At 71.3% G+C, this 23,372-nt stretch carries 24 protein-coding genes; 9 read left to right on the forward strand and 15 right to left on the reverse strand.

Annotated elements, in window-relative coordinates:
• The first annotated feature begins 3 nt into the window (after positions 1–3).
• From ureG to ACZ3HQ_RS27565, 3 genes are all read left to right on the forward strand, one after another.
• Complete coding sequence (ureG, locus tag ACZ3HQ_RS27555) at positions 4–681, forward strand: urease accessory protein UreG (RefSeq protein ID WP_467514966.1); 678 nt, start codon at positions 4–6, stop codon at positions 679–681.
• On the forward strand, positions 678–1,448 hold the full coding sequence (locus ACZ3HQ_RS27560) for an urease accessory protein UreD (RefSeq protein ID WP_467515119.1): 771 nt from the start codon (positions 678–680) through the stop codon (positions 1,446–1,448). The genes ureG and ACZ3HQ_RS27560 overlap by 4 nt, the downstream gene beginning before the upstream one ends.
• Before the next feature lie 114 nt (positions 1,449–1,562).
• On the forward strand, positions 1,563–3,158 hold the full coding sequence (locus ACZ3HQ_RS27565) for an alpha/beta hydrolase (RefSeq protein WP_467514968.1): 1,596 nt from the start codon (positions 1,563–1,565) through the stop codon (positions 3,156–3,158).
• A gap of 67 nt (positions 3,159–3,225) precedes the next feature.
• On the opposite strand, the gene ACZ3HQ_RS27570 is transcribed toward ACZ3HQ_RS27565, so the two are convergent.
• Positions 3,226–3,936 carry a lysophospholipid acyltransferase family protein gene (locus tag ACZ3HQ_RS27570; protein WP_467514970.1) on the reverse strand — a complete coding sequence of 237 codons (711 nt, stop codon included), beginning with the start codon at positions 3,934–3,936 and terminating at the stop codon, positions 3,226–3,228.
• Between the two features lie 223 nt (positions 3,937–4,159).
• On the opposite strand from ACZ3HQ_RS27570, the gene ACZ3HQ_RS27575 reads away from it, so the two are divergent.
• From ACZ3HQ_RS27575 to ACZ3HQ_RS27590, 4 genes are all read left to right on the forward strand, one after another.
• On the forward strand, positions 4,160–5,599 hold the full coding sequence (locus ACZ3HQ_RS27575; protein ID WP_467514971.1) for a cytochrome ubiquinol oxidase subunit I: 1,440 nt from the start codon (positions 4,160–4,162) through the stop codon (positions 5,597–5,599).
• Positions 5,600–7,327 carry a cytochrome d ubiquinol oxidase subunit II gene (locus ACZ3HQ_RS27580; RefSeq protein WP_467514972.1) on the forward strand — a complete coding sequence of 576 codons (1,728 nt, stop codon included), beginning with the start codon at positions 5,600–5,602 and terminating at the stop codon, positions 7,325–7,327. It begins immediately after the preceding gene.
• A gap of 51 nt (positions 7,328–7,378) precedes the next feature.
• Complete coding sequence (locus ACZ3HQ_RS27585) at positions 7,379–7,777, forward strand: DUF6153 family protein (protein ID WP_467514974.1); 399 nt, start codon at positions 7,379–7,381, stop codon at positions 7,775–7,777.
• A gap of 80 nt (positions 7,778–7,857) precedes the next feature.
• Positions 7,858–8,475 (forward strand): DUF305 domain-containing protein, encoded by a 618-nt coding sequence (locus tag ACZ3HQ_RS27590; RefSeq protein ID WP_467514975.1) that lies wholly within the window; start codon positions 7,858–7,860, stop codon positions 8,473–8,475.
• 57 nt (positions 8,476–8,532) lie between these two features.
• Here ACZ3HQ_RS27590 and rocD read toward each other — a convergent pair whose 3' ends face one another.
• From rocD to ACZ3HQ_RS27630, 8 genes are all read right to left on the reverse strand, one after another.
• On the reverse strand, positions 8,533–9,759 hold the full coding sequence (gene rocD / locus ACZ3HQ_RS27595; RefSeq protein WP_467514977.1) for an ornithine--oxo-acid transaminase: 1,227 nt from the start codon (positions 9,757–9,759) through the stop codon (positions 8,533–8,535).
• On the reverse strand, positions 9,756–10,568 hold the full coding sequence (ddaH, locus tag ACZ3HQ_RS27600; protein ID WP_467514978.1) for a dimethylargininase: 813 nt from the start codon (positions 10,566–10,568) through the stop codon (positions 9,756–9,758). Before ddaH ends, rocD begins: the two co-directional genes overlap by 4 nt.
• Before the next feature lie 167 nt (positions 10,569–10,735).
• Positions 10,736–11,221 carry an Lrp/AsnC family transcriptional regulator gene (locus ACZ3HQ_RS27605; protein WP_467514979.1) on the reverse strand — a complete coding sequence of 162 codons (486 nt, stop codon included), beginning with the start codon at positions 11,219–11,221 and terminating at the stop codon, positions 10,736–10,738.
• 13 nt (positions 11,222–11,234) lie between these two features.
• On the reverse strand, positions 11,235–11,420 hold the full coding sequence (locus ACZ3HQ_RS27610) for a hypothetical protein (RefSeq protein WP_466638455.1): 186 nt from the start codon (positions 11,418–11,420) through the stop codon (positions 11,235–11,237).
• Positions 11,421–11,520: 100 nt separating this feature from the next.
• The gene (locus tag ACZ3HQ_RS27615; RefSeq protein ID WP_467514982.1) at positions 11,521–12,471 is read right to left on the reverse strand and encodes a cytochrome c oxidase assembly protein; all 951 of its coding nucleotides are present in this window, start codon (positions 12,469–12,471) and stop codon (positions 11,521–11,523) included.
• Positions 12,472–12,576: 105 nt separating this feature from the next.
• Positions 12,577–13,602, reverse strand: coding sequence for a 6-phosphofructokinase (locus ACZ3HQ_RS27620; RefSeq protein ID WP_467514984.1), 1,026 nt, complete (start codon positions 13,600–13,602; stop codon positions 12,577–12,579).
• A gap of 212 nt (positions 13,603–13,814) precedes the next feature.
• Complete coding sequence (locus ACZ3HQ_RS27625; RefSeq protein WP_030809066.1) at positions 13,815–14,543, reverse strand: type 1 glutamine amidotransferase; 729 nt, start codon at positions 14,541–14,543, stop codon at positions 13,815–13,817.
• A gap of 23 nt (positions 14,544–14,566) precedes the next feature.
• Complete coding sequence (locus tag ACZ3HQ_RS27630; RefSeq protein WP_467514985.1) at positions 14,567–15,805, reverse strand: DUF1727 domain-containing protein; 1,239 nt, start codon at positions 15,803–15,805, stop codon at positions 14,567–14,569.
• A gap of 160 nt (positions 15,806–15,965) precedes the next feature.
• Between ACZ3HQ_RS27630 and def the strand changes: the two genes are divergently transcribed.
• The gene (gene def / locus ACZ3HQ_RS27635) at positions 15,966–16,505 is read left to right on the forward strand and encodes a peptide deformylase (RefSeq protein WP_467514986.1); all 540 of its coding nucleotides are present in this window, start codon (positions 15,966–15,968) and stop codon (positions 16,503–16,505) included.
• A 10-nt stretch (positions 16,506–16,515) separates the two neighbouring features.
• On the opposite strand, the gene ACZ3HQ_RS27640 is transcribed toward def, so the two are convergent.
• The gene (locus ACZ3HQ_RS27640) at positions 16,516–17,160 is read right to left on the reverse strand and encodes a TetR/AcrR family transcriptional regulator (RefSeq protein WP_356427004.1); all 645 of its coding nucleotides are present in this window, start codon (positions 17,158–17,160) and stop codon (positions 16,516–16,518) included.
• Positions 17,161–17,331: 171 nt separating this feature from the next.
• Between ACZ3HQ_RS27640 and ACZ3HQ_RS27645 the strand changes: the two genes are divergently transcribed.
• Positions 17,332–18,558: an acyl-CoA dehydrogenase family protein gene (locus tag ACZ3HQ_RS27645; protein ID WP_467514988.1), complete on the forward strand. Its 1,227-nt coding sequence runs from the start codon at positions 17,332–17,334 to the stop codon at positions 18,556–18,558.
• A gap of 109 nt (positions 18,559–18,667) precedes the next feature.
• Here the strand turns inward: ACZ3HQ_RS27645 and ACZ3HQ_RS27650 are convergent, their stop codons facing one another.
• The 5 genes from ACZ3HQ_RS27650 to ACZ3HQ_RS27670 all read right to left on the reverse strand — a co-directional run bounded on the left by ACZ3HQ_RS27650 (position 18,668) and on the right by ACZ3HQ_RS27670 (position 23,345).
• Complete coding sequence (locus ACZ3HQ_RS27650) at positions 18,668–19,189, reverse strand: cupin domain-containing protein (RefSeq protein WP_467514990.1); 522 nt, start codon at positions 19,187–19,189, stop codon at positions 18,668–18,670.
• A gap of 7 nt (positions 19,190–19,196) precedes the next feature.
• Entirely contained in the window at positions 19,197–20,411 is a 1,215-nt protein-coding gene (locus tag ACZ3HQ_RS27655) for a cytochrome P450 (protein WP_467514992.1), read from the reverse strand.
• Positions 20,412–20,421: 10 nt separating this feature from the next.
• On the reverse strand, positions 20,422–21,474 hold the full coding sequence (locus ACZ3HQ_RS27660) for a type III polyketide synthase (RefSeq protein ID WP_467514994.1): 1,053 nt from the start codon (positions 21,472–21,474) through the stop codon (positions 20,422–20,424).
• Positions 21,475–21,700: 226 nt separating this feature from the next.
• Complete coding sequence (locus tag ACZ3HQ_RS27665) at positions 21,701–21,934, reverse strand: DUF6213 family protein (RefSeq protein WP_030809089.1); 234 nt, start codon at positions 21,932–21,934, stop codon at positions 21,701–21,703.
• 25 nt (positions 21,935–21,959) lie between these two features.
• Positions 21,960–23,345 carry an NADP-dependent succinic semialdehyde dehydrogenase gene (locus tag ACZ3HQ_RS27670; RefSeq protein WP_467514995.1) on the reverse strand — a complete coding sequence of 462 codons (1,386 nt, stop codon included), beginning with the start codon at positions 23,343–23,345 and terminating at the stop codon, positions 21,960–21,962.
• Positions 23,346–23,372 lie beyond the last annotated feature (27 nt).

The raw sequence follows: 23,372 nt of genomic DNA on the forward strand, positions 1-23,372 counted from the left end.
CACATGCATCTCGACCACACCCACACCGGCCCGGAGGCCGTCAGCGCCGACGCGCACCGCCCCGACGGCAACCGGCGCGCCCTGCGCATCGGGCTCGGCGGTCCGGTCGGCTCGGGGAAGACCGCGACCGTCGCCGCGCTGTGCCGGGCGCTGCGCGACGAACTCTCCCTCGCCGTCGTCACCAACGACATCTACACCCGCGAGGACGCCGAATTCCTGCTCCGTGAAGCCGTGTTGCCGCCCGAGCGGATCACGGCCGTGGAGACCGGCGCCTGCCCGCACACCGCGATCCGCGACGACATCTCCGCCAACCTCGAAGCCGTGGAAGACCTGGAGGACGCCGTCGGCCCGCTCGACCTGATCCTGGTGGAGTCCGGCGGCGACAACCTCACCGCGACCTTCTCCAAGGGCCTGGTGGACGCCCAGATCTTCGTGATCGACGTGGCCGGCGGCGACGACATCCCGCGCAAGGGCGGACCCGGCGTCACCACCGCCGACCTGCTCGTGGTCAACAAGACGGACCTCGCCCCCTACGTCGGCTCCGACCTCGCCCGGATGGCCGCCGACGCCAAGGCCCAGCGGGCCGAACTCCCCGTCGTTTTCCAGACGTTGCGCGTCGAGAACGGCGTCGGTGAGGTGGCGGGCTGGGTGCGCGAGCGGCTCACCGCGTGGACGGCGTGACCGCCGCCGGCGTCCGCGCCCGCGCCCGGATCGAGGCCCGCGCCGACGGCCGGGGCGGCACCGCCCTCCCCGTGCTGGAGGGCGACGGCCCGCTCGCCCCGCGCCGCACCCGCGCCCACGGCACCGAGGCCCGTGTCCTGCTGGTCGGCGCGATGAGCGGACCGCTCGGCGGTGACCGTTTCTCCGTCGAGGCCCGGGTGGGCGAGGGCGCCCGGCTGCACCTCGGCTCGGCCGCCGCCACCCTCGCGCTGCCCGGCCAGGCCAAGGGCGAGGCCCGCTACGACGTACGGCTCGACGTGGCCGCCGGGGGAGAGCTGCACTGGCTGCCCGAGCAGCTCGTCTCGGCCCGGGGCAGCGACCTGCGGGTCACCACGTGTGCCGAACTTGCGCCCGGTGCCCGGCTGTTGCTGCGCGAGGAACAGGTGCTCGGCCGGGCCGGGGAGGAGCCGGGGCGGCTGATCAGCAGGCTCACCGTCCGCCTCGCGGGCACCACGCTGCTCGACCAGGAGTTGGGCTGCGGCCCCGGAGCGCCGGGTGGCTGGGACGGGCCGGCCGTGCTCGGGGGGCATCGCTCGGTGGGGCAACTGGTGCTTGTGACGCCCGAATTGCTGGAAAACCCGGCGGAAGCGCGGATGCTGGGGGAGGGCACCGCACTGATGCCGCTCGCCGGACCGGCGGTCCTCGTCAGCGCCGTGGCACCCGACGCGCTCACCCTGCGCCGCCGTCTGGACGAGGCTCTGGCGCTCCTGACCGCCGATCGGAACTGACCATCCGTTTATCGGATTGGTAAAGAAGGTCGACCAACCCTGTTCTCAGACGGCTCACAGCCGAGAGGATTCCCCGCCTGACCACTCGCAGTGAAGTCACGGGGAGGGGACCCCTTGAGGGAGAACAAGCCGAAGAGCCGTCTGCTGGCGCTGAGTTCGGCCGGCGCGCTCGTCACCGCCACGCTGATAGCCGGCGCGGTGACCGCGCCCGCGGCCAGCGCCGACAGCGGCCGGGGCCAGGACCGCGAGGCCCTCGGCGCCGCCACGGCCGCCGCCCGCGCCGCAAAGGCGGGCATCGACTGGCAGGACTGCCCCGCCGACTGGGGGCTGGAGAAGCCCATCCAGTGCGGCTGGGTCTCGGTGCCGCTGGACTACGCCAAGCCGGACGGCAAGCAGATCAAGCTCGCCGTCGACCGCATCGGCAACACCGGCACCAAGGAGGAGCGCCAGGGCGCCCTCATCTACAACCCCGGCGGCCCCGGTGGCTCCGGCCTGCGCTTCCCGCGCCGGGTCACCACCAAGAACGCGCTGTGGACCAACACCGCCAAGGCGTACGACTTCGTGGGCTTCGACCCGCGCGGCGTCGGCCACTCGGCCCCCATCTCCTGCGTCGACCCGCAGGAGTTCGTCAAGGCGCCCAAGGCCGACCCGGTGCCCCGCGACGAGGCCGACAAGCTCGCCCAGCGCAAGCTCGCCCGCGAGTACGCCGAGGGCTGTGCCGAGCGCAGCGGCGCGATGCTGCCGCACATGACCACGCCGAACACCGCCCGCGACCTGGACGTCATCCGGGCCGCGCTCGGCGAGAAGAAGCTCAACTACCTGGGCGTCTCGTACGGCACCTACCTCGGCGCCGTCTACGGCACGCTCTTCCCGGGCCACATCCGCCGGATGATCGTCGACAGCGTCGTCGACCCCGCGCGCGAGAACATCTGGTACGAGGCCAACCTGAACCAGGACATCGCCTTCGAGCGCCGCTGGAAGGACTGGCAGTACTGGGTCGCCGCCAACGACGCCGCCTTCCACCTGGGCACCACCCGCGCCGCCGTGCAGGAGCAGTGGCTCAAGCTGCGTGCCACCGCCGCGAAGAGCCCGCTCGGCGGAGTCGTCGGCCCGGCCGAGCTGATCTCCTTCTTCCAGAGCGCCCCGTACTACGACTCCTCGTGGGTGCCGGTCGCCACGGCGTTCAGCAAGTACGTCGCCGGTGACACCCAGGCCCTCGTGGACGCCGCCGCGCCCGACCTGTCGGACACCGCGGGCAACATCTCCGCGGAGAACGGCAACGCGGTCTACACCGCCGTCGAGTGCGCCGACGCCAAGTGGCCCACGAGCTGGCAGAAGTGGGACCGGGACAACACCCGGCTCCACAAGGACTACCCGTTCATGACCTGGGCGAACGCCTGGATGAACCTGCCGTGTGCCACCTGGCCCGCCAAGCAGCAGAACCCGGTCGAGGTCGGCACCCGCAAGGGCCTGCCGCCCGTGCTGATCGTGCAGTCCACGCGGGACGCGGCCACTCCCTACGAGGGTGCCGTCTCGCTGCACCAGCGGTTCAAGGGCTCGCGGCTGATCACCGAGGAGGGCGCCGGCTCGCACGGCGTGACCGGCCTGGTCAACCCGTGCGTCAACGAGCGGGTCGACGCCTATCTGCTGACCGGCGAGCTGGACGGCTCCGACGTCACCTGCGCACCGCACGCCACGCCCAAGGCGTAGCAGCGCGGAGCATGCATGAAGGAAGGGCGGCCGGAGGATCTCCGGCCGCCCTTCCCGCGTCTCCGTCTCAGTGCCGCCGGGTGAACCGGCGTGTCTTGGCCGCCTCCGCCTCCGCCTTCACCTCGGCGGCGTAGCGGTCCACGTACTCCTGGCCGGACAGCTCCAGCACCGCGCACATGATCTCGTCGGTGACGGCCCGCAGGACCGCCTTCTCGTCCTCCATCCCCGCGTAGCGGGAGAACTCCAGCGGCTCGCCGAAGCGGATCGAGATCGGGCGCAGCCTCGGAATCTTCCGGCCGGGCGGCTGGGCCTCGAAGGTGCCGATCATGGCGCAGGGCACGACCGGCGCCCCGGCCTTCAGCGCCATCACCGCGACCCCGACCTTCCCCTTGTACAGCCGTCCGTCGTGCGAGCGGGTGCCCTCGGGATAGATCCCCAGCAGCTCGCCCCGGTGCAGCACCTTCAGCCCCTCGCGGACGGCCGCCTGCCCGGCCTCCTTGCCCGAACGGTCCACCGGGATCTGGCCCGCGCTGCGGAAGAAGAAGGCCGTCAGCCGGCCCTTGAGCCCCGGACCGGTGAAGTACTCCGCCTTGGCGAGGAAGGTGATCCGCCGCTTCAGGATGGCGGGCATCAGAAAGTGGTCGGAGAATGAGAGATGGTTCCCGGCGATGATCGCCGCGCCCGACTCCGGCACATGGTCGAGCCCCTCGATGCGGGGGCGGAAGACCAGTCGGAGTACCGGGCCCAGCAGCACGTACTTCAGCAAGTGGTAGAACAACGGCTCCCCCTCGCTCGCAGCGGCCTGTGCAGACACCTGTTACCGCCGGACACCGGGCTCATGCTCAGCGCGCGGCGAATTCGCGGAAGCGGCCCTGTCGGCGGCGCTTTCCGGCGGCTCTGTCCACAGGCCAGAACACGCTGCATCCGCAGCCGTTACATTGGGCGAAATAGTGACAGATCAGCCGGAGAGCGGCTGACCCGGCGAAGAGGAGGGCCCGTCCATGCTGACGGTCGACCTGGCCAGGTACCCCTTGCTCCTGGCCGCCGCCGCGGAGCCGGACCAGCTCCTGCCCGCCAGGGAGCAGATGGCCTTCACGCTGGGCTTCCACATCATCCTGGTGCCCTTCGGCGTGGCCCTGACCTCCCTCATGCTCATCGCCAACTACCGGGGGCTGCGCAAGGGGGACGAGGCGGCGCTGGTGCTGGCCCGGCGCTGGTCCAAGGTGGCCGCCGTCCTCTTCGCGGTCGGCGCCATCACCGGAACGGTCCTCTCCTTCGAGCTGGGTCTGCTGTGGCCGGGGCTGATGGGGAAGTACGGCGCCGCGTTCGGGTTTCCCTTCGCCATCGAGGGCCTGTTCTTCTTCCTCGAGGCCATCTTCGTGGCCATCTACATCTACGGCTGGGACCGCATGCGGCCCTGGGCCCACTTCTGGTCGGGCGTGCCGGTGGCGCTGGCCAGCATCGGGGGAGCGGGCGCCGTCATCGCCGCCAATAGCTGGATGAACCAGCCCGGCGGCATCACGGTGCGCAACGGCCAGGTGGTCGACGTCCGGCCGGGCGAGGTCTTCTTCAACAACGCCTTCTGGCTCCAGTTCTGGCACATGCTGCTCGCCGCCTACATCGTGGCCGGATTCGTGGTGGCCAGCGTCTACGCGGTCGGCATGATCCGGGGCCGGCGCGGCCACTACCAGAAGCTCGGCTTCCTGATCAGCTTCGTCACCGCCGCCGTCGCCCTGCCGGTGCAGATCTTCGTCGGGGACACCATCGCCCGTCAGGTCTTCGACTCCGAGCCCGCCAAGTTCGCCGCCATCGAGCTGCTGCCCACCACCGGCACCCACGTCCCCGAGACCCTCGGCGGGTTCCTCATCGACGGCGAGGTGCGCTACGGCATCTCGGTGCCCTGGGTGGCCTCCATCCTGGCCGGATTCAAACCCTCGACCCGCATCCAGGGGCTCGACGCCGTTCCCGCCGACGTCAGACCCACCACCGCCCAGGTCAACATCGTGCACTGGGCGTTCGACATCATGGTGGGCACCTCCATGCTGATGCTGGCCGTCGCCGCCTGGTTCGTGTGGCTGTGGTGGAAGCGCAGGAACACCCTCCAGACCAACCGCTGGTTCCTGGGCGCCGCCTCCCTGTGCGGCATCGTCTCGATCGTCAGCCTGGAGAGCGGCTGGGTGGTCACCGAGGTCGGCCGCCAGCCGTGGATCGTCGTCGGGCTGCTGCGCACCAGAGACGCGGTGACCACCCAGGGCAACCTCTGGCCCACCTTCGCCGGGGTGCTGGTGCTCTACACGGCGGTCGGCATCGGAGCCATCTGGGTGCTGCTGTCGATGAAGCGACGCTGGCACAAACAGGGCGACGAGAACGTCCACGTGCCCTACGGCCCCGATGCCGCCTCCGGCTCCCGGCGTGAGCGCTCCGATGGGAAGGTGCTGTAAATGGCCGAGCTGGTCGCGGTATTCCTCTTCATCGGCGTCGTCGCCTACGCGGTGCTCGGCGGTGCGGACTTCGGCGCGGGCTTCTGGGACCTGATCGCGGGCGGCGCCAAGCGCGGCCGCGAGCCACGCCACCTGATCGACGTCTCCCTCGCCCCGGTCTGGGAGGCCAACCACACCTGGCTGATCTACTGCCTGGTCGTCCTGTGGACCGGTTTCCCCTCCGCCTTCGCCGCCATCACCACCACCCTCTACATCCCGATGATCCTGGCCCTGCTCGGCATCGTCCTGCGCGGCGCCGGCTTCGCCTTCCGCAAGGCCACCGTCCGCACCGAGGAGCAACGCCTGTACGGCGCGGCCTTCGCGCTGTCCTCGGTCCTGACGCCGTACTGCTTCGGCGCCATCGCGGGCGGCCTGGCCTCCGGCCGCGTGCCCACGGCGGGCAACGGCGACGCGGTGTCGAGCTGGGTCAACCCCTCCAGCATCCTCGGCGGCATCCTCGCCGTCCTGGCCTGCTCCTACCTCGCGGCCACGTATCTGACCGTGGAGGCGCTGCACCGCGACGACCACAAGCTCTACCGGTACTACCGCGACCGGGCGATGGCGGCCGGAGCGGTCACCGGCGCGGTCAGCATCGCAGGCATCTTCGTCCTCCAGGCCGACTCGCCGCGCCTCTTCGACCGGCTCAGCGGTCCGGCGCTGCCCCTGGTGGTCCTCGCGGCCGTCGGCGGCCTGGCCGGACTGGGCCTGCTGTGGGCCAGGCGGACCATCGGGACCCGGGTCGCGGCGGCGGGCGCGGTCGCGCTGGTCGTGGTCGGCTGGGGCGTGGCCCAGACCCCGTACCTCCTGGGCACCCACCTCTCCATCACCGAGGCCGCCGCACCGAACGCCTCTCTGGCAGTCGTCGTCGGCGTCGCCATCGTCGCGGGCCTGCTGATCGTGCCGTCGCTGGTGCTGCTGTTCCGGCTCAGCGGCCGGGGCGACGTGGGCGTGGGCGACCGGCCCTTTCGGGGCGGCGTGACGGAGGACCGCCGGGGCATGGGGGAGGGCACGACCGAGGGCGAGCGCGGTGCCGACCGGAACGGCGTGGGCGAGGCCGGCCGGGGTGCCGGGGGCAGGGGAGGCCGGGGTGCCGGTGCCGCGCTGGCCAAGGGTGCCCGCAGCACCGCGGCGAAGGCCGGCCACACCCCCGCCGTACCGCCCGGTCCGACCGCCGTGCAGAACGTGCGGCCCCGGCACCGCTGGGTGCCCTACGCGCTGTGCGCCGGAGCCGTGACGGCGACGGCGGTCGCGGGTGCGCGGGCCACGCGGCCGGACGCCCGTTGGTACCGCGAGCTGAACACCCCCGACTGGCAGCCGCCGCCCTGGGCGTTCGGCGCGGTCTGGACCCCGCTGTACGCCTCGATCGCCGTGGCGGGCGGCCGCGCCCTGAACGCGGCTCGCGGGCCGGAACGGAAGGCCCTGGCCGGGGAGTTCGCCGCCAACCTCGCCCTGAACGCAGGCTGGAGCAACCTCTTCTTCCGGCTCCGCAGCCCCCTCGCCGGTCTCGCGGGCACGCTGCTGCTGGACGCGAGCAACATCCGCCTCCTCACCCGCGTCGCCCGTACGGACCGCAAGGCGGCCATCACCCTGGTGCCGTACGCCGTCTGGTGTGCGTACGCCACCTGCCTGAACGCCTCGATCGTCGCCCGCAACCACGAACCCCGGCACCGGGGGCCGGCCAGGAGCTGAGCGGCGAGTCCCACTGCGACCCGCGCGAGGTGCGCTCGTAGGATGACCGGCATGCCCGGCACCACCCACGAGCGCACCTCGCGACCGCCCCAGCGGCGCTCGCCCGCGCTGCTGGTGCTCGCGGTGCTGGTCGGGCTGCTCGGCATGCACGCACTCGCACCGGTCGGCGGCACCGGGCACCCGGAGCACACCCACGCAGTCCACGCGGGCGCCGTCATCGACGCGCCCGGCGACTGCCCCGACGGGCACTGCGGCGGCCACCAGCTCCATCACGCCGACCCGGCCTGCGCCTCCGGCGCCGTGACCGGCGGCCCCGAGCTGCCGGTGCCCCTCGCGGGCGTGGCCCACGCAATCCAGCCATGCGGCGACCCCCGCACCCGCGCCGCCACCGCGCCGGACGGCGCCCGCGCACCACCCTCCCTGGCGGAACTCCAACTCCTGCGGATCTAGAGGCACCCACGACCGCGCCCCCGGTGGCGTGGCCGTCCGCACGCGTGCCCGACATCCCTTTCACCCACAGGAGTTCCAGCATGACCACCTACCACGCGATCCGCCGTGCCGCGCTCGGTGTCGCCACCGCCTCCGCCGTCGTCCTCCTCGCCGCCTGCGGCGCGGACAAGCCGACCGGCACCCACACGGCCCACGGCGCCCCGGCGGCGTCGGCCACGGCCGGCACCCACAACGCCCAGGACGTCACCTTCGCGCAGGGCATGATCCCGCACCACCAGCAGGCCCTGGAGATGGCCCGGCTCGCCCCCGGCCACGCCGCCTCCGCCGAGGTGAAGGCGCTCGCCGCCCGGATCGAGAAGGCGCAGGACCCCGAGATCCGCACCATGACCGGCTGGCTGAAGTCCTGGGGTGAGGAGCCCCCGATGGCCGGCATGGACCACTCGCGCCACGGCGGCATGGCGGGCATGTCCGGGATGATGAGCGCCGACGACATGACCGCGCTGGAGAAGAGCACCGGCGCCGACTTCGACGAGAAGTTCCTGACCCTGATGATCATCCACCACCAGGGCGCCGTGGAGATGGCGCAGACGGAGAAGGCCAAGGGCCGGGACAGCCGGGCCACCAAGATGGCGGACGACGTGATCGCAGCGCAGAGCGCCGAGATCAAGCAGATGAAGGGCCTGCTCGCCCAGAAGTGAGCAAGAGGGCGGGGCCGGGACTGCGAAAAGCCCCGGCCCCGCCCGTACAGCCGGGGATCAGCCCGCCTGCCCCAGCACCTTCTCCAGCGTGCCCAGCGCGGAGCGCAGCTCGTCCGCCGTGACCGTCAGCGGGGGAGCGAGCCGGATCGTGGAGCCGTGGGTGTCCTTGACCAGGATGCCCTCGCGCATCAGCCGCTCGCTGATCTCCCGGCCGGTGCCCAGCGCCGGGTCCACGTCCACGCCGGCCCACAGACCGCGCGCCCGGAACCCGGTCACCCCGTGCCCGGCCAGCGCCTGAAGCCCCTCGCGCAGGACCACGCCCAGCTCATCGGCCCGGCGCTGGAACTCACCCGTCTCCAGCAGCCCGACCACCGCCGTGCCGACCGCGGCCGCCAGCGGATTGCCGCCGAAGGTGGAGCCGTGCTCGCCCGGACCCAGCACGCCCATCACCTCGCGCCGGGCCACCACCGCCGACACCGGCACGATGCCGCCGCCCAGCGCCTTGCCCAGCAGCAGCACGTCCGGCACGACCGACTCGTGCTCCACGGCGAGGGTGCGCCCGGTGCGGCCCAGTCCGGACTGGATCTCGTCCGCGATGAACAGGCACCCCTCGCGCCGGGTCAGCTCTCGCACCCCGGTCAGATAGCCCGCGTCCGGGATGATCACCCCGGCCTCGCCCTGGATGGGCTCGATCAGTACCGCGGCCGTGTTCTCGTCGACCGCCTCCTCCAGCGCGGCCAGGTCGTTGTACGGCACGATCTTGAAACCGGGCGTGAAGGGGCCGAAGCCCGCCCGCGCCGACTCGTCGGTGGAGAAGCTGACGATGGTCGTCGTACGGCCGTGGAAGTTGTCCGCCGCGACCACGATCGTGGCCTGCCCGTCGGGCACGCCCTTCACGTCGTACGCCCATTTGCGGGCCACCTTGATGCCGCTCTCCACCGCCTCCGCGCCGGTGTTCATCGGCAGCACCATGTCCAGACCGGTCAGCGCGGCGAGCCGCTCGGCGAACTCGGCCAGCCGGTCGTTGTGGAAGGCGCGGGAGGTCAGGGTCAGCCGGTCGAGCTGGTCGTGCGCGGCCTGGATCAGGGCCGGGTGGCGGTGGCCGAAGTTGAGGGCCGAGTAGCCCGCCAGCATGTCGAGGTACCGGCGGCCCTCGACGTCCTCCACCCAGGCGCCCTCGGCCCGTGCCACGACGACGGGCAGCGGGTGGTAGTTGTGCGCGAGCACCGGCTCCTCCGCCCGGATCAGGTCGGCGGACGTGCGCGCGTGCGCGGGTGCGGTCATGAGCGGATCTCCTGAGTGCAGCACTTGATGCCGCCGCCTGCCTTGTGCAGTTCGGACAGGTCGACGGGCACGGGGTCGTAGCCATGGGTCGCCAGGCGCTCGGCGAGCACCTCGGCCTGGGGGGCGATGAAGACGTGCCGGCCGTCGGACACGGAGTTCAGGCCGAAGGCCATCGCGTCGTCACGGGTGGCCAGCACCGCGTCCGGGTACAGCCGCTGGAGCACCTCCCGGCTGCCCGCCGAGAAGGCTTCCGGGTAGTAGGCGATGTTGTCGTCGTCCAGCACGAACAGCGCCGTGTCCAGGTGGTAGAAGTACGGGTCCACCAGGGTCAGCGTGATCACCGGGTGGCCGAAGAACTCCTGCGCCTCCCGGTGGGCGTCGCGGGTGGTGCGGAACCCGGTGCCGGCCAGCACGTACCGGCCGGTCCACACGAGGTCGCCCTCGCCCTCGGTGACCGCCAGCGGGCGGTACACGTCGTACCCCGCCGTCTGGAACCAGGAGTCGTAGTGGAGCGACTCCGGGCGGCGCTCCGGGGCGTGGAACAGCGAGCCGAAGACGCGGCCGCCGACCACGAAGGCCGCGTTGGCCGCGAAGACCATGTCCGGCAGGCCCGGCACCGGCTCGACGGCGTCCACGGTGTGCCCGTGGGCGCGGTAGGCGTCGATCAGCGCCTGCCACTGGGACTGGGCGCGGTCGACGTCCACGGGCGTGTCGGGACGCATCCAGGGGTTGATCGCGTACTGCACGGTGAAGTGCCTGGGTTCGCAGACCAGAAAGCGCCGGGGGCGCTGCACACGGGTATCGGCCACAGAGGGTTTCCTCCGCTTTCCAGTGTGTTACTCACGGGGGTGACACCACGGTAGAAACTCCGGCCGAGGCACGACAAGCGACGAAAGCTGCGTGATCGCGCAGGATCGCTGCGCATCCGCCGGGCAGAACGCACGAGACCTGCGCGTTCAGCGGGTTTGACCGGCGATCACTCGGGTGCGGCCTGGGTGGCGCCCGCCTCGGGGCTCTCCGGGAGGAGGTGGGACAGCACCATCACGCTGATCGTCTTCCGGATGAACGGCTCGGCGCGGATGCGCTCCAGCACACCCTCGAAGTGCTCCACGTCCCGCGCCCGCACGTGCAGCAGGGCGTCCGCGCCGCCGGTCACCGTCATGGCCGCGGTGATCTCCGGGTGGTTGCTGACCACCTCCGCGAGCCGCCGGGGCGGGGCGGCGCCCTCGCAGTAGACCTCGACGTACGCCTCCGTGCGCCAGCCGAGCGCCGAGGGTTTGACGGTCGCCGTGAACCCGGTGATCACCCCGGTCTCCCGCAGCCGGTCGACCCGCCGCTTGACCGCCGTGGCCGACAGCCCGACGGCCGCGCCGATCTCGGCGAAGCTGCTGCGGGCGTTCGCCATCAGCGCGGTGATGATCTTGCGGTCGAGGTCGTCGAAGGACGCGGCCCTGCTGTTCACGCGGCCACTGTAATCACCTCTGCGTGACCGCCAGCGCCACCGTCAGCAGCCCCAGCACCACCCAGCCGAACCACAGCCAGCCGTTGCCGCCGAGCGCGACCGTGTACGCCGTGACGACGACCAGACCCCCCACGGTCAGCGCCCCCATCACCCTGGTGGAACCGTCCGCCTTGCTGGAACCTCGCATGGAACCCGGCATCGCGGCACCCTCCTCGTGGTCCGTCCACCACCATCGTGCCCCGGTTCCGCTGCCACCGGCACTCCGATGGCCGAGCCGTTCCGTGCGGGTCCGTGCGGGATCAGCCCTCGCGCGCGCTCAGCGAGGCCAGATAGGCGTTGTACGCCTCCAGCTCCTGGTCGCCGTTCCGGTCCGCCGCCCGGTCCTTGCGGCGGGCCTGCCGCTGCTCGGAGCGGTACCACTGGAACAGCAGCGCGATCAGCACCAGCACCGACGGGATCTCGCTGAACGCCCACGCGATACCGCCGGCCGCGCCCTGGTCGGAGAGCGCGTCGATGCCGAGCGAGGCGGGCGGGTTCTTGAAGGTCTCCACCATCGGCTCCGACGCCATCATCAGCGCGATGCCGAAGAAGGCGTGGAACGGCATGCCCGCGAACAGCTCCAGCATCCGCATCAGATGGTTCGGCCGGTGCGGGCCCGGGTCGACACCGATGATCGGCCAGAAGAACACCACGCCGACCGCCAGGAAGTGCACCATCATGGCGATGTGCCCGGCCTTGGACCCCATCAGGAAGTCGAAGACCGGCGAGAAGTACAGCGCGTAGAGGCTGGCGATGAACAGCGGGATGGTGAACGCCGGATGCGTGATGAACCGCATGTACCGGCTGTGCAGCAGCGCCAGCAGCAGCTCACGCGGACCGGTCCGGCCCCGCCCCGCCGTCGGCAGCGCCCGCAGCGCCAGCGTCACCGGAGCGCCCAGCAGGATCAGGATCGGCGACAGCATGCTGATCACCATGTGCTGCACCATGTGCACGCTGAACATGACCATGCCGTAGTCGTTCAGCCGGGTGCACATCACCAGCGCGATGGTCAGCACACCGACGACGTACGACAGCGTCCGCGAGACGGGCCAGGCGTCCCCGCGCCGCCGCAGCCGCAGCACACCCCAGCCGTACAGGGCGAGGCCGGCCAGGCAGGCGACCAGGAAGAAGGGGTCCGCGGACCACACGAGCCCCCGTCCCAGCGTGAACGGCGGCAGATCCGGCATCATGCCGTGCCCGCTGTGGTCCATCCGGCGGCTCCTGGTTCGTGGGGGTTGAGCGGTTTCTGTCCGCACTCAGGGTACGGGCGCCTCCGCGCCCGTCCGTGAGCGGGGTCCGCCCGGCCCCGCGCGCCCCTACAGCACGCACTCCGCCTCGGCGTACCGCTCCGCCGGAACCGTCTTGAGGGTGCTGACCGCGTCGGCCAGCGGCACCATCACGATGTCTGTACCGCGCAGCGCGGTCATCCGGCCGAACTCCTCCCGGTGCACCGCCTCCACCGCGTGCCAGCCGAACCGGGTGGCCAGCACCCTGTCGTACGCCGTCGGGGTGCCACCGCGCTGCACATGGCCGAGGATCACCGGCCGGGCCTCCTTGCCGAGCCGCTGCTCCAGCTCGACGGAGAGCTGGCGGGCGATCCCGGCGAAGCGCTCGTGGCCGTAGATGTCCCGGCCGCCCTCGTCGAACTCCATGGAACCGGCCCGCGGCTTGGCGCCCTCGGCGGCCACCACGATGGCGAACCGCTTGCCCGCCTCGAACCTGGCACCGACACGGCGGGTCAACTCGTCGATGTCGAAGGGCCGTTCCGGGACCACGATGGCGTGCGCGCCGGCCGCCGTGCCCGAGTTCAGCGCTATCCAGCCGGTGTGGCGGCCCATGACCTCCACGATCAGCACCCGCTGGTGGGACTCGGCGGTGGTCTTCAGCCGGTCCAGCGCCTCGGTGGCGACGCCGACGGCCGTGTCGAAGCCGAAGGTGACGTCGGTCGCCGAGATGTCGTTGTCGATGGTCTTGGGCACGCCCACGATGGGCAGCCCGCTGTCCGACAGCAGCCGGGCCGCCTTCAGCGTGCCCTCACCGCCGATCGGGATGATCGCGTCCAGCCCGAGTTCCTCGACATGGCCCTTGACCCGCTCCACCCCGCCGCGCAAGTGCTCGGGACGGACGCGGGAGGAGCCGAGGATCGTGCCGCCGCGCGCCAGGATGCCGCTGACGGCGTCCAGGTCGAGCTTCAACCAGTCGCACTCCAGCAGGCCCTTCCAGCCGTCGCGGAAGCCGATGACCTCGTCGCCGTGGTCGACGACGGCTCGGTGCACGACCGACCGGATGACGGCGTTCAGGCCGGGGCAGTCGCCGCCGGAGGTGAGGACACCAATGCGCATAGCCCGAATTACCTTCTCGACGTGGGCCGGGAGGCCGGACCACGTTGTCCGGCGGGTTCCCGGCCACACTACCGGCGGCAGGGGCCCCTCACCCAGCGGGCGTCCGCCTGCTGGACGCACCCGCACAGGTGAGCGGACGACACGTCAGGCGGGCCCCTGAAAGCTCACGGGCCCGCCTGACGGGTGTGTCGATATGCGGTTGTACGCGCCGGTTACGCCGGCTGCTGCGCCGCCGCGATGCGCTCGTCGCGCAGCGCCTCGTACCAGCGGTCGTCGATGGGCGGCAGCGCGTTCACGTCCAGCGCCAGCTTCAGCAGCAGGTCCGCGATCTGCGGGTTACGGGCCAGCACGGGGCCGTGCATGTACGTGCCGAACACGGTCCCGTTGTACGCGCCCTCGGTGCCGTCGCCGGTGCCGTTGCCCCGGCCCATGGTGACCTGGGCGAAGGCGCGGGCGGTCGGGCCCAGATGGGTGACGCCCTGGTGATTCTCGAACCCGGTCAGCGGCGGCAGACCGAGGCGCGGGTCGATGTCGCCGAGCACGTCGCCCACGCACCGCTCGCCCTCGCCGCGCGTCGACATCACGTCGAGCAGGCCGAGGCCCGGCTCGCGCTGGCCGAGGTCGTTGATGAACTCGTGGCCGAGGATCTGGTAGCCGGCGCACACGGAGAACACGATCGCGCCGTTCTCCACCGCACGCTGGAGGTGTCCGTCGCGGCGCAGCCGCTCGGCCGCCAGCCGCTGCGGACGGTCCTCACCGCCACCGATCAGGTAGATGTCGCCGGAGGTGGGGATCGGCTGGTCGCTGCGCACGTCGAGACGGGCCACGTCCAGGCCGCGCTGACGCGCCCGGCGCTCCACGACGAGGGCGTTGCCCTGGTCGCCGTAGGTGCTCAGCAGGTCGGGATAGATCCACACCAGCCGCAGTTGGTTGTCGCTCATGAGGAGGTGTTCGCCCTTCTGGCTCAGTTGCCGACGCGGCGGCGCAGGTCCTGGAACGCGGTGTAGTTGGCGATGACCTCGATACGGCCCGGCGGGGCCGCGGCGACGGCCTCGTCGAGGTTCTCGCACACCTGGAAGTGCTGGTTCGCCACTTCCAGGCGGACGGCGAGGTCCAGCTTCCGGTCACCGATGACGAAGATCGGGTGGCCGGTGAGCCGGGTGTAGTCCACGTCCCACAGCCAGGAGGTGTCGGTGCCGTCCGCCCCGCGCGCGTTCACGGAGAGGATCACCGGGGTGGGCGGCGGGTCGATCAGGGAGAAGGTCTCCAGCCAGCCGGCCGGGTTCTTCGCCAGCAGCAGGCGCAGGTCGCGGTTGTGGAACTGGACCACGTCGTAGCGTCCGGCGACCGCCTGCACCTGGTACATGCGCTCCAGCGCCACCTGCGGCGGCACCCCGAACACGGCGGCGACGGCGGCCGAGCTGGCCGCGTTGGCCTTGTTGGCGCGGCCCGGCAACTGGAGGTGGATCGGCCAGGCCGAGCCGTGCGGGTCGAGGACGTGGTCGCCGGAGAGCGCCCAGGTCGGCGTCGGACGGCGGAAGCCGCACTCGCCGCAGAACCAGTCGTCGCCGGGGCGCTGCATCACACCACCGCAGGACGGGCAGGACCAGGCGTCGTCCTTCCACATCTGGCCGGCCGCGACCCAGACCACGTTCGGGGAGGACGAGGCCGCCCACACCACCAGCGGGTCGTCGCAGTTGGCGACGACGACGGCCTTGGAGCCGGACAGGCCCTCGCGCCAGTTCTCCGCGAGCATCCGGGTCTCGGCCGCGCGGTCCAACTGGTCGCGGGAGAGGTTCAGCAGCGCGATGCACTTCGGGCTGGTGTCACGTGCCACACCGGCCAGGTACTTCTCGTCGACCTCGATGACACCGAACTTGGCGTCCGAGCCGCCCGCGAGGGCGGAGGTGATACCGGCCGGCATGTTGGCGCCGAGCGCGTTGGACACCACCGGACCGGCGGCGCGCAGGGCCTCCGCGATCAGCCGGGTGGTGGTGGTCTTGCCGTTGGTCGCCGACACCAGGACCACGTCCAGGTGGGTGGCCAGCCGGGCCAGCAGGTCGGGGTCGAGCCGCAGGGCGACCTTTCCGCCGATCACCGACCCGCTGCCGCGTCCCGCGGCGCGCGATGCCGCCGCGACCGCCTTGCCCGCGGTCACGGCCAGCTTGGCCCGCGGCGAGAGCGGGTCCGAGTTGCCTGCCATCAGTCCTCGATCCTCCTTGCGTACGCGCCGCGCCTGGGGCCATCCGGCAGCGTGGTGGGGGCCTCAGCCTATCGAGAACCGTTCGCACACCCGAATCCCGGTCCGCCCGGCCCGCCCTCGCGCGCTCGGCGCGGGCCGAACGAACCGTACCCTTGCCGCCATGCGACACCGCTCGATACCGGGTGCCCACGGGCGCGTCCGGCCCCTCACCCTCCTCGGCGACCCCGTGCTGCACGCACCCTGCGGGGACGTCACCGACTTCGGCCCGGAACTCGAGGCACTCGTGGCGGACTTGTTCGCCACCATGTACGCCCATGAGGGCGTGGGCCTGGCCGCCAACCAGATCGGCGTGAACCTGCGGGTGTTCGTGTACGACTGCCCGGACGACGACGAGGTCCGCCACCTGGGCCATGTGGTCAACCCCCGCCTGGTGACCGCCGACGGCCTGGAGTTCCTGGGCCCCGAGGGCTGCCTGTCCCTGCCGGGCCTGGAGGCGGGCACGGAGCGGTACGACCACGCGGTGGTCGAGGGCGTCACGATGACGGGGGAGCCGGTCACGATCGACGGCACCGGGTTCTTCGCCCGCTGCCTCCAGCACGAGTGCGACCATCTGGCCGGTACGGTCTACGCCGACCGCGTGACGGGCCGCCGCCGGCGCAAGCTGGACCGCCAGATCGGCAAGGCCCCCTGGCGCCGGTGAGGCGGGCGGGTCAGAAGCCCGGACCGCCCACGCGGTCCCCGGCGGCCGCGAGCCGTCCCCACAGCAAGTCGGCCAGCGAGCGCACCAGTTCGGCCCGCGAGCAGGGGCGCTCGCCCAGCCACCAGTCCCCGGCGGCGTGCATCATGCCGACGATCCCGTGCCCCCAGACGCGGGCCAACTGCTGACTGCCCGGACCGAGGTCCACCCGCTCCTCGATGACCTGGGCCAGCTCCTCGCCCATCCGGCGCAGCAGCGGGGCGCTGTGCTTGCCGACGTCGAAGCCGTGGTCACCGCCCTGGCCGCCCTCGGAGGGGTGCATCAGGAACCGGTACACCTGCGGCCGGGCCTCGATGGCGGCCAGGTAGGTGTCGAGCGTGGACTCCACCCGCTCGCGCCGGTCGGACGGTGCGTCCAGCGCTGCGCGCAGCGAGTCCAGCAGGGCGTCGGTGTGCCGCATGGCGAGGGCCGCGTAGAGGCCGCCCTTGTCGCCGAAGTGGCGGTAGAGGATCGGCTTGGTGATGCCCGCCTCCGCGGCGATGGCGTTCATCGACGCCTGCGGGCCGTCGCGCAGCACCACCCGGTCGGCGGCTTCCAGCAGTTCCCGCCGTCGTCGGTCGGCGGACCTCTGCTGATCGGTCCGCTGTGTGGTGTCCATGTGGTCTCCCCACCCGTGCTGATTCGGTGACGCCTGCGCAAACTAACACTCACCGCGGGCCCGCCATCGAACGGGATACCGAGCCGTCATCCGGAGTTGACTTCGGCTACCCGCCGGTAACATACTTCGGTTACCGCTAGTAACACCGTACGCGCCGCCGCTGGAGGGGACATGGCCGAGTTCACCATGGAGCTCAACGACGAACAGAAGGAGGTCCGGGACTGGCTGCACGGCTTCGCCGCCGACGTGATCCGGCCCGCGGCCGCCGAATGGGACGAGCGTGAGGAGACTCCCTGGCCGGTCATCCAGGAGGCCGCCAAGATCGGCGTCTACTCCCTCGACTTCTACGCCCAGCAGTACTTCGACCCCACCGGCCTCGGCATACCGATGGTCATGGAGGAGCTGTTCTGGGGGGACGCGGGCATCGCCCTCTCCATCGTCGGCACCGGCCTCGCGGCCGTGGGCGTCCTCGCCAACGGCACCGAGGAGCAGATCGGCACCTGGATTCCCCAGATGTACGGCGATGTGAACGACGTCAAGGTCGCCGCCTTCTGCTCCTCCGAGCCCGACGCCGGCTCCGACGTGGCCTCCATGCGCACCCGCGCGGTGTACGACGAGGCCAAGGACGAGTGGGTGCTGAACGGCACCAAGACCTGGGCCACCAACGGCGGCATCGCCAACGTCCATGTCGTCGTCGCCGTGGTCGACCCGGAGCTGGGCTCCAAGGGCCACGCCTCCTTCATCGTGCCGCCCGGCACGCCCGGTCTCAGCCAGGGCCAGAAGTTCAAGAAGCACGGCATCCGCGCCTCGCACACCGCCGAGGTCGTCCTGGAGAACGTGCGTGTGCCCGGGGCCTGCCTGCTCGGCGGCAAGGACAAGCTGGACGAGCGGCTGGCGCGGGCGCGGGAGCGGGCGCGCAGCGGGGGCGAGCGGGTGAAGAACGCGGCGATGGCCACGTTCGAGGCGTCCCGGCCCGCCGTGGGGGCGATGGCCGTGGGCACGGCTCGTGCCGCCTACGAGGTCGCGCTCGAATACGCCACCACGCGTGAGCAGTTCGGGCGGCCCATTGTTGACAACCAGGGGGTCGCCTTCCAGCTCGCCGACATGCGGACGTCCATCGACGCGGCCCGGCTGCTGGTGTGGCGGGCGTCGTGGATGGCGGTCAACGGCAAGCGGTTCACCGCGGCCGAGGGGTCGATGTCCAAGTTGTTCGCCAGCGAGACGGCGAAGAAGGTCACCGGGCAGGCGATTCAGATTCTTGGGGGGAACGGGTACACGCGGGAGTATCCCGTGGAGCGGATGCATCGGGATGCGGCGATCTACACGATCTTCGAAGGGACCAGTGAGATTCAGAGGCTAGTGATTGCGCGTACGTTGGCCGGGGTGCCTATTCGGTAGCGCCGGGGGCGCGGGGGTGGGTCTCGGGCTGGCCGGCCGTTGTGGCTGGTCGCGCCCGCGCGGCGGAGCCGCATATGAACACAGCCCCGCGCCCCTGAGGTACGAACTCTCACCGGTGTTTCAGAGGTGTGAGTTGGTCTATGTCGTAGCGCTTTCTGAGTGCCTCTATCGCCTCCTGGTCCGGGGGGCCGCCCGCGTCCAGGATTTCCAGGAGTTCCTCGAAGTAGCGTTCGTGGTCCGGCGGGGGCGATGCCTGGAAGAACATGCGGGCCGGGGTGTCGGTGGGGTTGGCGAAGGCGTGGGGGCAGCCGGGCGGGACGACGATGACCGTGCCCGGCGTCGCCCGGACCACCCTGGTGCCCGAACTCGACTCCCACTTCTGCCAGTTGTCGGGGGTGCGGACGCGGGGCTCGAAGGCGAGGACGTCGAGTTCTCCGTCCAGCACGTAGAACAGCTCCTCGCTCCGCGTGTGCACATGGGCGCCCACGTCGAAGCCCGGCGGGACCTCCACCTCGAAGGTGGAGGCCGTCCGCGAGTGGGTGCCGGTGACCTTGAACGTGACCCGCTGGGCGGCCGTCGCCACGACCCGGCCGTGTCCCGGCGGTACGAGCAGTCCCTCGGTCGTCGTCATGACCGGCTCACCAGGCCACCGGCAGGGCCTCGGGCCCCCGGATCAACGCGCCCTTGCGGAAGGGGACTTCCTCCGGCGGCACCGCGAGCTTCAGCCCCGGCACCTGGTCCAGCAGGACGTCCACCAGCAGCTCGGACTCCAGCCGGGCGAGCATCCCGCCCGGGCAGTAGTGCGGGCCGAAACCGAACGCCACATGCGGGTTGGGGCTGCGCTCGACGTCGATGGTGTCCGGGTCGGGGAACACCTCGGGGTCGCGGTTGGCGGCCAGGTAGGAGTTGTAGACCGCGTCGCCCGCACGGATACGGACGCCCCCGATCTCCACGTCCTCCAGGGCGATCCGGGACAGGCCGACCGCGTTGCGGTGCGGGATGTACCGCAGCAGCTCGTCGATCGCCTTCGGCCGGATCTCCCGGTCCGAGCGCAGCCGCTCCACCAACTCCGGCCGGGTCAGCAGCAGATAGAACATCTGCCCGCTGTTGTTGGTGACCGCCTCGCCGCCGATCTGGAGCAGCACGGCCAGGCCGACCGCCTCCACCAGCGTGATCTCGTCCCGGTCCACGGCCTCGCTCAGCAGCGAGCAGACCGAGCCCTCGGGGCCGCGCGCGCCGTGCCCGATGAGATCGGTGAAGTAGGCGCTCATCTCGCGCTTGGCCCGCTCGCTGACCTCCTTGCCGTGCGCGGAGGACAGGATGAGCTGTGTCCAGTCGTGCATGGAGTGCCGGTCGGCGGCCGGGACGCCCATCAGCTCGCAGATCACCGCGATGGGGAACGGGCCGAGCACCGCGCTGGTCAGGTCGGCCGGCGGCCCGTCCTGGAGGAGTTCGTCCACCAGCTCCTCCAGCATGGCCCGCGACCGCTCCCGGACCCGCTCCACGCCCCTGGCGGTGAACGCGGCGGCCACCGAGCGGCGCAGCCTGGTGTGGTCGGGCGGGTCGAGGAAGCCGACCGCGCCCCGGTCCGGGATGAAGTGCGGGGCGAGCCGGGTGACCTGCTTGTCCATCACCGCTTCCCGGCCGAAGCGTGGGTCGTTGGTCACCATGCGTACGTCGTCGTACCGGGTGACCAGCCACGCCCAGCCCTCGCCGTTGGGCAGTTGGATGCGGGTGACCGGGCCCTCGTTCATCAGCTCGGTCAGCACCGGGTCGAAGTCGGTGCCCGCCAGGTCGGTGGCCGGCCACTGCCGGATCGGAGGCAGGGTGTCGGTGAGCGTCTCGTCGGTCATGGCGCCCCTCCTATTCCCGGCCGACCCAGCGGCCGACGGTCATCTCGGCGGTGATGCCCGGCCCGAACCCGGCCAGCAGCCCGCGCGCCCGGTGCTCGGCACCCCCGTCGTCGAACAGCCGGCGCAGCGCGTCCAGGACGACGGCGCTGGCGATGTTGCCGTACTCGGTGAGCGTGGCCCGGCTGAACCGGAACGCGTGCGGCTCGACCTTCAGGAACTTGCTGAGGTCGTCGAGTATTCGGGGACCGCCGGCGTGGATGATGTAGAAGTCCAGGTCGGAGGCGTTCCAGCCGTGGGTGCCCGCGAGGTCCTGGAGCGCCGGGGCCAGCGGCTCCATCGTGGTCGGCACTCGCTTGTCCAGCAGGAAGTGGAACCCGGTGTCCCGGACGTCGTACGAGATCCAGTCCTCGGTCTTCGGGATCAGGTACGAGCCGTTGCGTTCGAGCTGCACACCCGTGCCGCCCCGGCCGCGCACCACGGCGGCCGCGATGCCGTCGCCGAACAGGCCGTTGGAGAGCAGGGAGCCGACGCCGAGGTCGGTGGGCTGGTAGCACAGCGAGCAGAACTCGCAGGCCACGATGAGGGCGTTGGCCTCCGGGTAGGCCGAACAGAAGTCGTGCGCCCGGTTGATGGCCGCACCGCCGGCCGCACAGCCCAACTGGGCGATGGGGAGCTGCCGGGTGGTGCTGGAGAAGTCCATCTCGTTGATCAGCCACGCGGTGAGCGACGGCATCATGAAGCCGGTGCACGACACGTAGACGATGACATCGATGTCAGTGGTGAGGAGTTCGGCCGAGTCGAGCGCCTCCTGGATCACCGCGGGAACCCGGGCCTTCGCCTCGGACTCGTACAGCTTGTTGCGCTGTTCGAAGCCCGGGTGCTTCAGGGTCTCCTCGATGGGCTGCACGATGTGCCGGGTGCGCACTCCGGTGTTCTCGATCAGACGGAGGGCCAGCGGGAGCTGTGGGTTGTCCGCGTGGTGCGTGCGGGCCAGCTCCAGGGTCTCCTCCATGGTGATCACGTGTTCCGGCACGGACACCGAGGGTCTGCACAAAGTCGCCATGAGCGGTCCCTGCTTTCGCCGTCCGGCGGGCCTTCGTCCGCCGGTCAGAAGGTGGTCCACCCACACTCACCCGGAAGGCCGACGATCTCGCGCCGAATTACTCCGAACCGGCGAGAACAGAGAGTGATGAAGGGCCGTTTTCGCAGCTCAGCCCCGCTGTAATAGGGGCGCGGGGAACTGCGCGACAAGCCACGACGGCGCAGCACCCACAACGCACCCCCAGCCCCTACGGCGCCCCACTGCTATGAGCGATGCACGCCACATCGATCCGGTCCGCCAACTTCGCCAACTCGATCGTCAGCTCGGCAACGGTCTCCTCGTCGAGCCCCCGCTCACCGGCCTCCACCAGATGCACCCACCGCGCGCCCACGCTGCGCAGCAACTTGCTGACGTCGCCCGCCGACACCCGCAGCGCACCACGCTCGTCCACGATCAGAGGGAGGGTCACTTCGCCGTTCACAGAGCGGATCGTATCCGTGCGATCCTCACGCTCCCTGCCAAACGGTGGTGATGTTGCAGAACTCCCGGATTCCCTGCGCCGACAGCTCCCGGCCGTACCCGGACCGCTTGATCCCCCCGAAGGGGAACGCGGCGTGCGAGGCGGTCATGCCGTTGACGAACACGCCCCCGGCCTCCAGGTCCCGCGCGCAGTGCGCCATCTCGTCCTCGTCCCGCGTCCACACGCTCGAACTCAGCCCGAACGGCGAGTCGTTGGCGATGAGGATCGCGTCCTCCAGGTCCTCCGCCCGGTACACCGTGGCCACCGGCCCGAACGCCTCCTCGCGGTGGATGCGCATCTCGCGTTCGACGCCCGCGATCACGGTCGGCGGGTAGTACCAGCCCACCCCGCCCGGCCGCTCGCCCCCGCACAGGATGTCGGCCCCGCTGCGGCGCGCGTCGTCCACCAGTTCCTCCACGTCGGCCCGGCCCTGCTCGGTGGCGAGCGGCCCGATGTCGGTGTTGTCGTCCATGGGGTCACCGACGGTCAGGTCCTTCATCCCGGCGACGAACTTCTCCAGGAACGCGTCGTAGACGTCCGCGTGGACGATGAACCGCTTGGCGGCGATGCAGGACTGCCCGTTGTTCTGCACCCGCGCGGTCACCGCGACCCGGGCCGCGCGGTCGAGGTCGGCGGAGGGCATCACCAGATAGGGGTCGCTCCCGCCCAGCTCCAGCACCGTCTTTTTGATCATCTCGCCGGAGGTGGCGGCGACCGCACGCCCGGCCGGTTCACTGCCGGTGAGGGTGGCGGCCTTGACCCGCTCGTCCCGGAGGATCTCGTCGACGGCGGCCGAGCCGACCAGCAGCGTCTGGAAACAGCCGACCGGGAACCCGGCCCGCTGGAACAGGTCCTCCAGGTACAGGGCGGTCTGCGGCACGTTCGAGGCGTGCTTGAGCAGGCCGACGTTGCCCGCCATCAGCGCGGGCGCGGCGAACCGGATCACCTGCCAGAGCGGGAAGTTCCACGGCATCACCGCGAGCACCGGGCCCAGCGGCCGGTAGACCACCCGGACCCGCGAGGCTCCGGAGTCCTTCACGTCCGCCTCGTCCGGCACCTCGTCGGCGAGCAGCCGCTCGGCCCGCTCGGCGTACCAGCGCATCGCCTTGACGCACTTGGCGGCCTCCGCGCGGGCCTGCGCGAGCGGCTTGCCCATCTCGGTCGTCATGATCCGGGCGACCTCGTCGTTGTCCGACTCCAGCAGGTCGGCGGCCCGGTTCAGATGCTCGGCGCGCTCGGCGAACGACGTCGTGCGGTAGGTCCGGAAGGTGGCCTCGGCGAGCTGGAGCCGGCGCTCCACCTCGGCGTCGTCCATCGGCTCGTACGTCTTGACCGTCTCGCCGTTCGCCGGGTTCACCGTGGCGATGGGCATGGCTAACCTCCTGGTGCGGGGTGTGCG

The sequence above is a fragment of the Streptomyces sp. NPDC018263 genome (assembly GCF_055562575.1).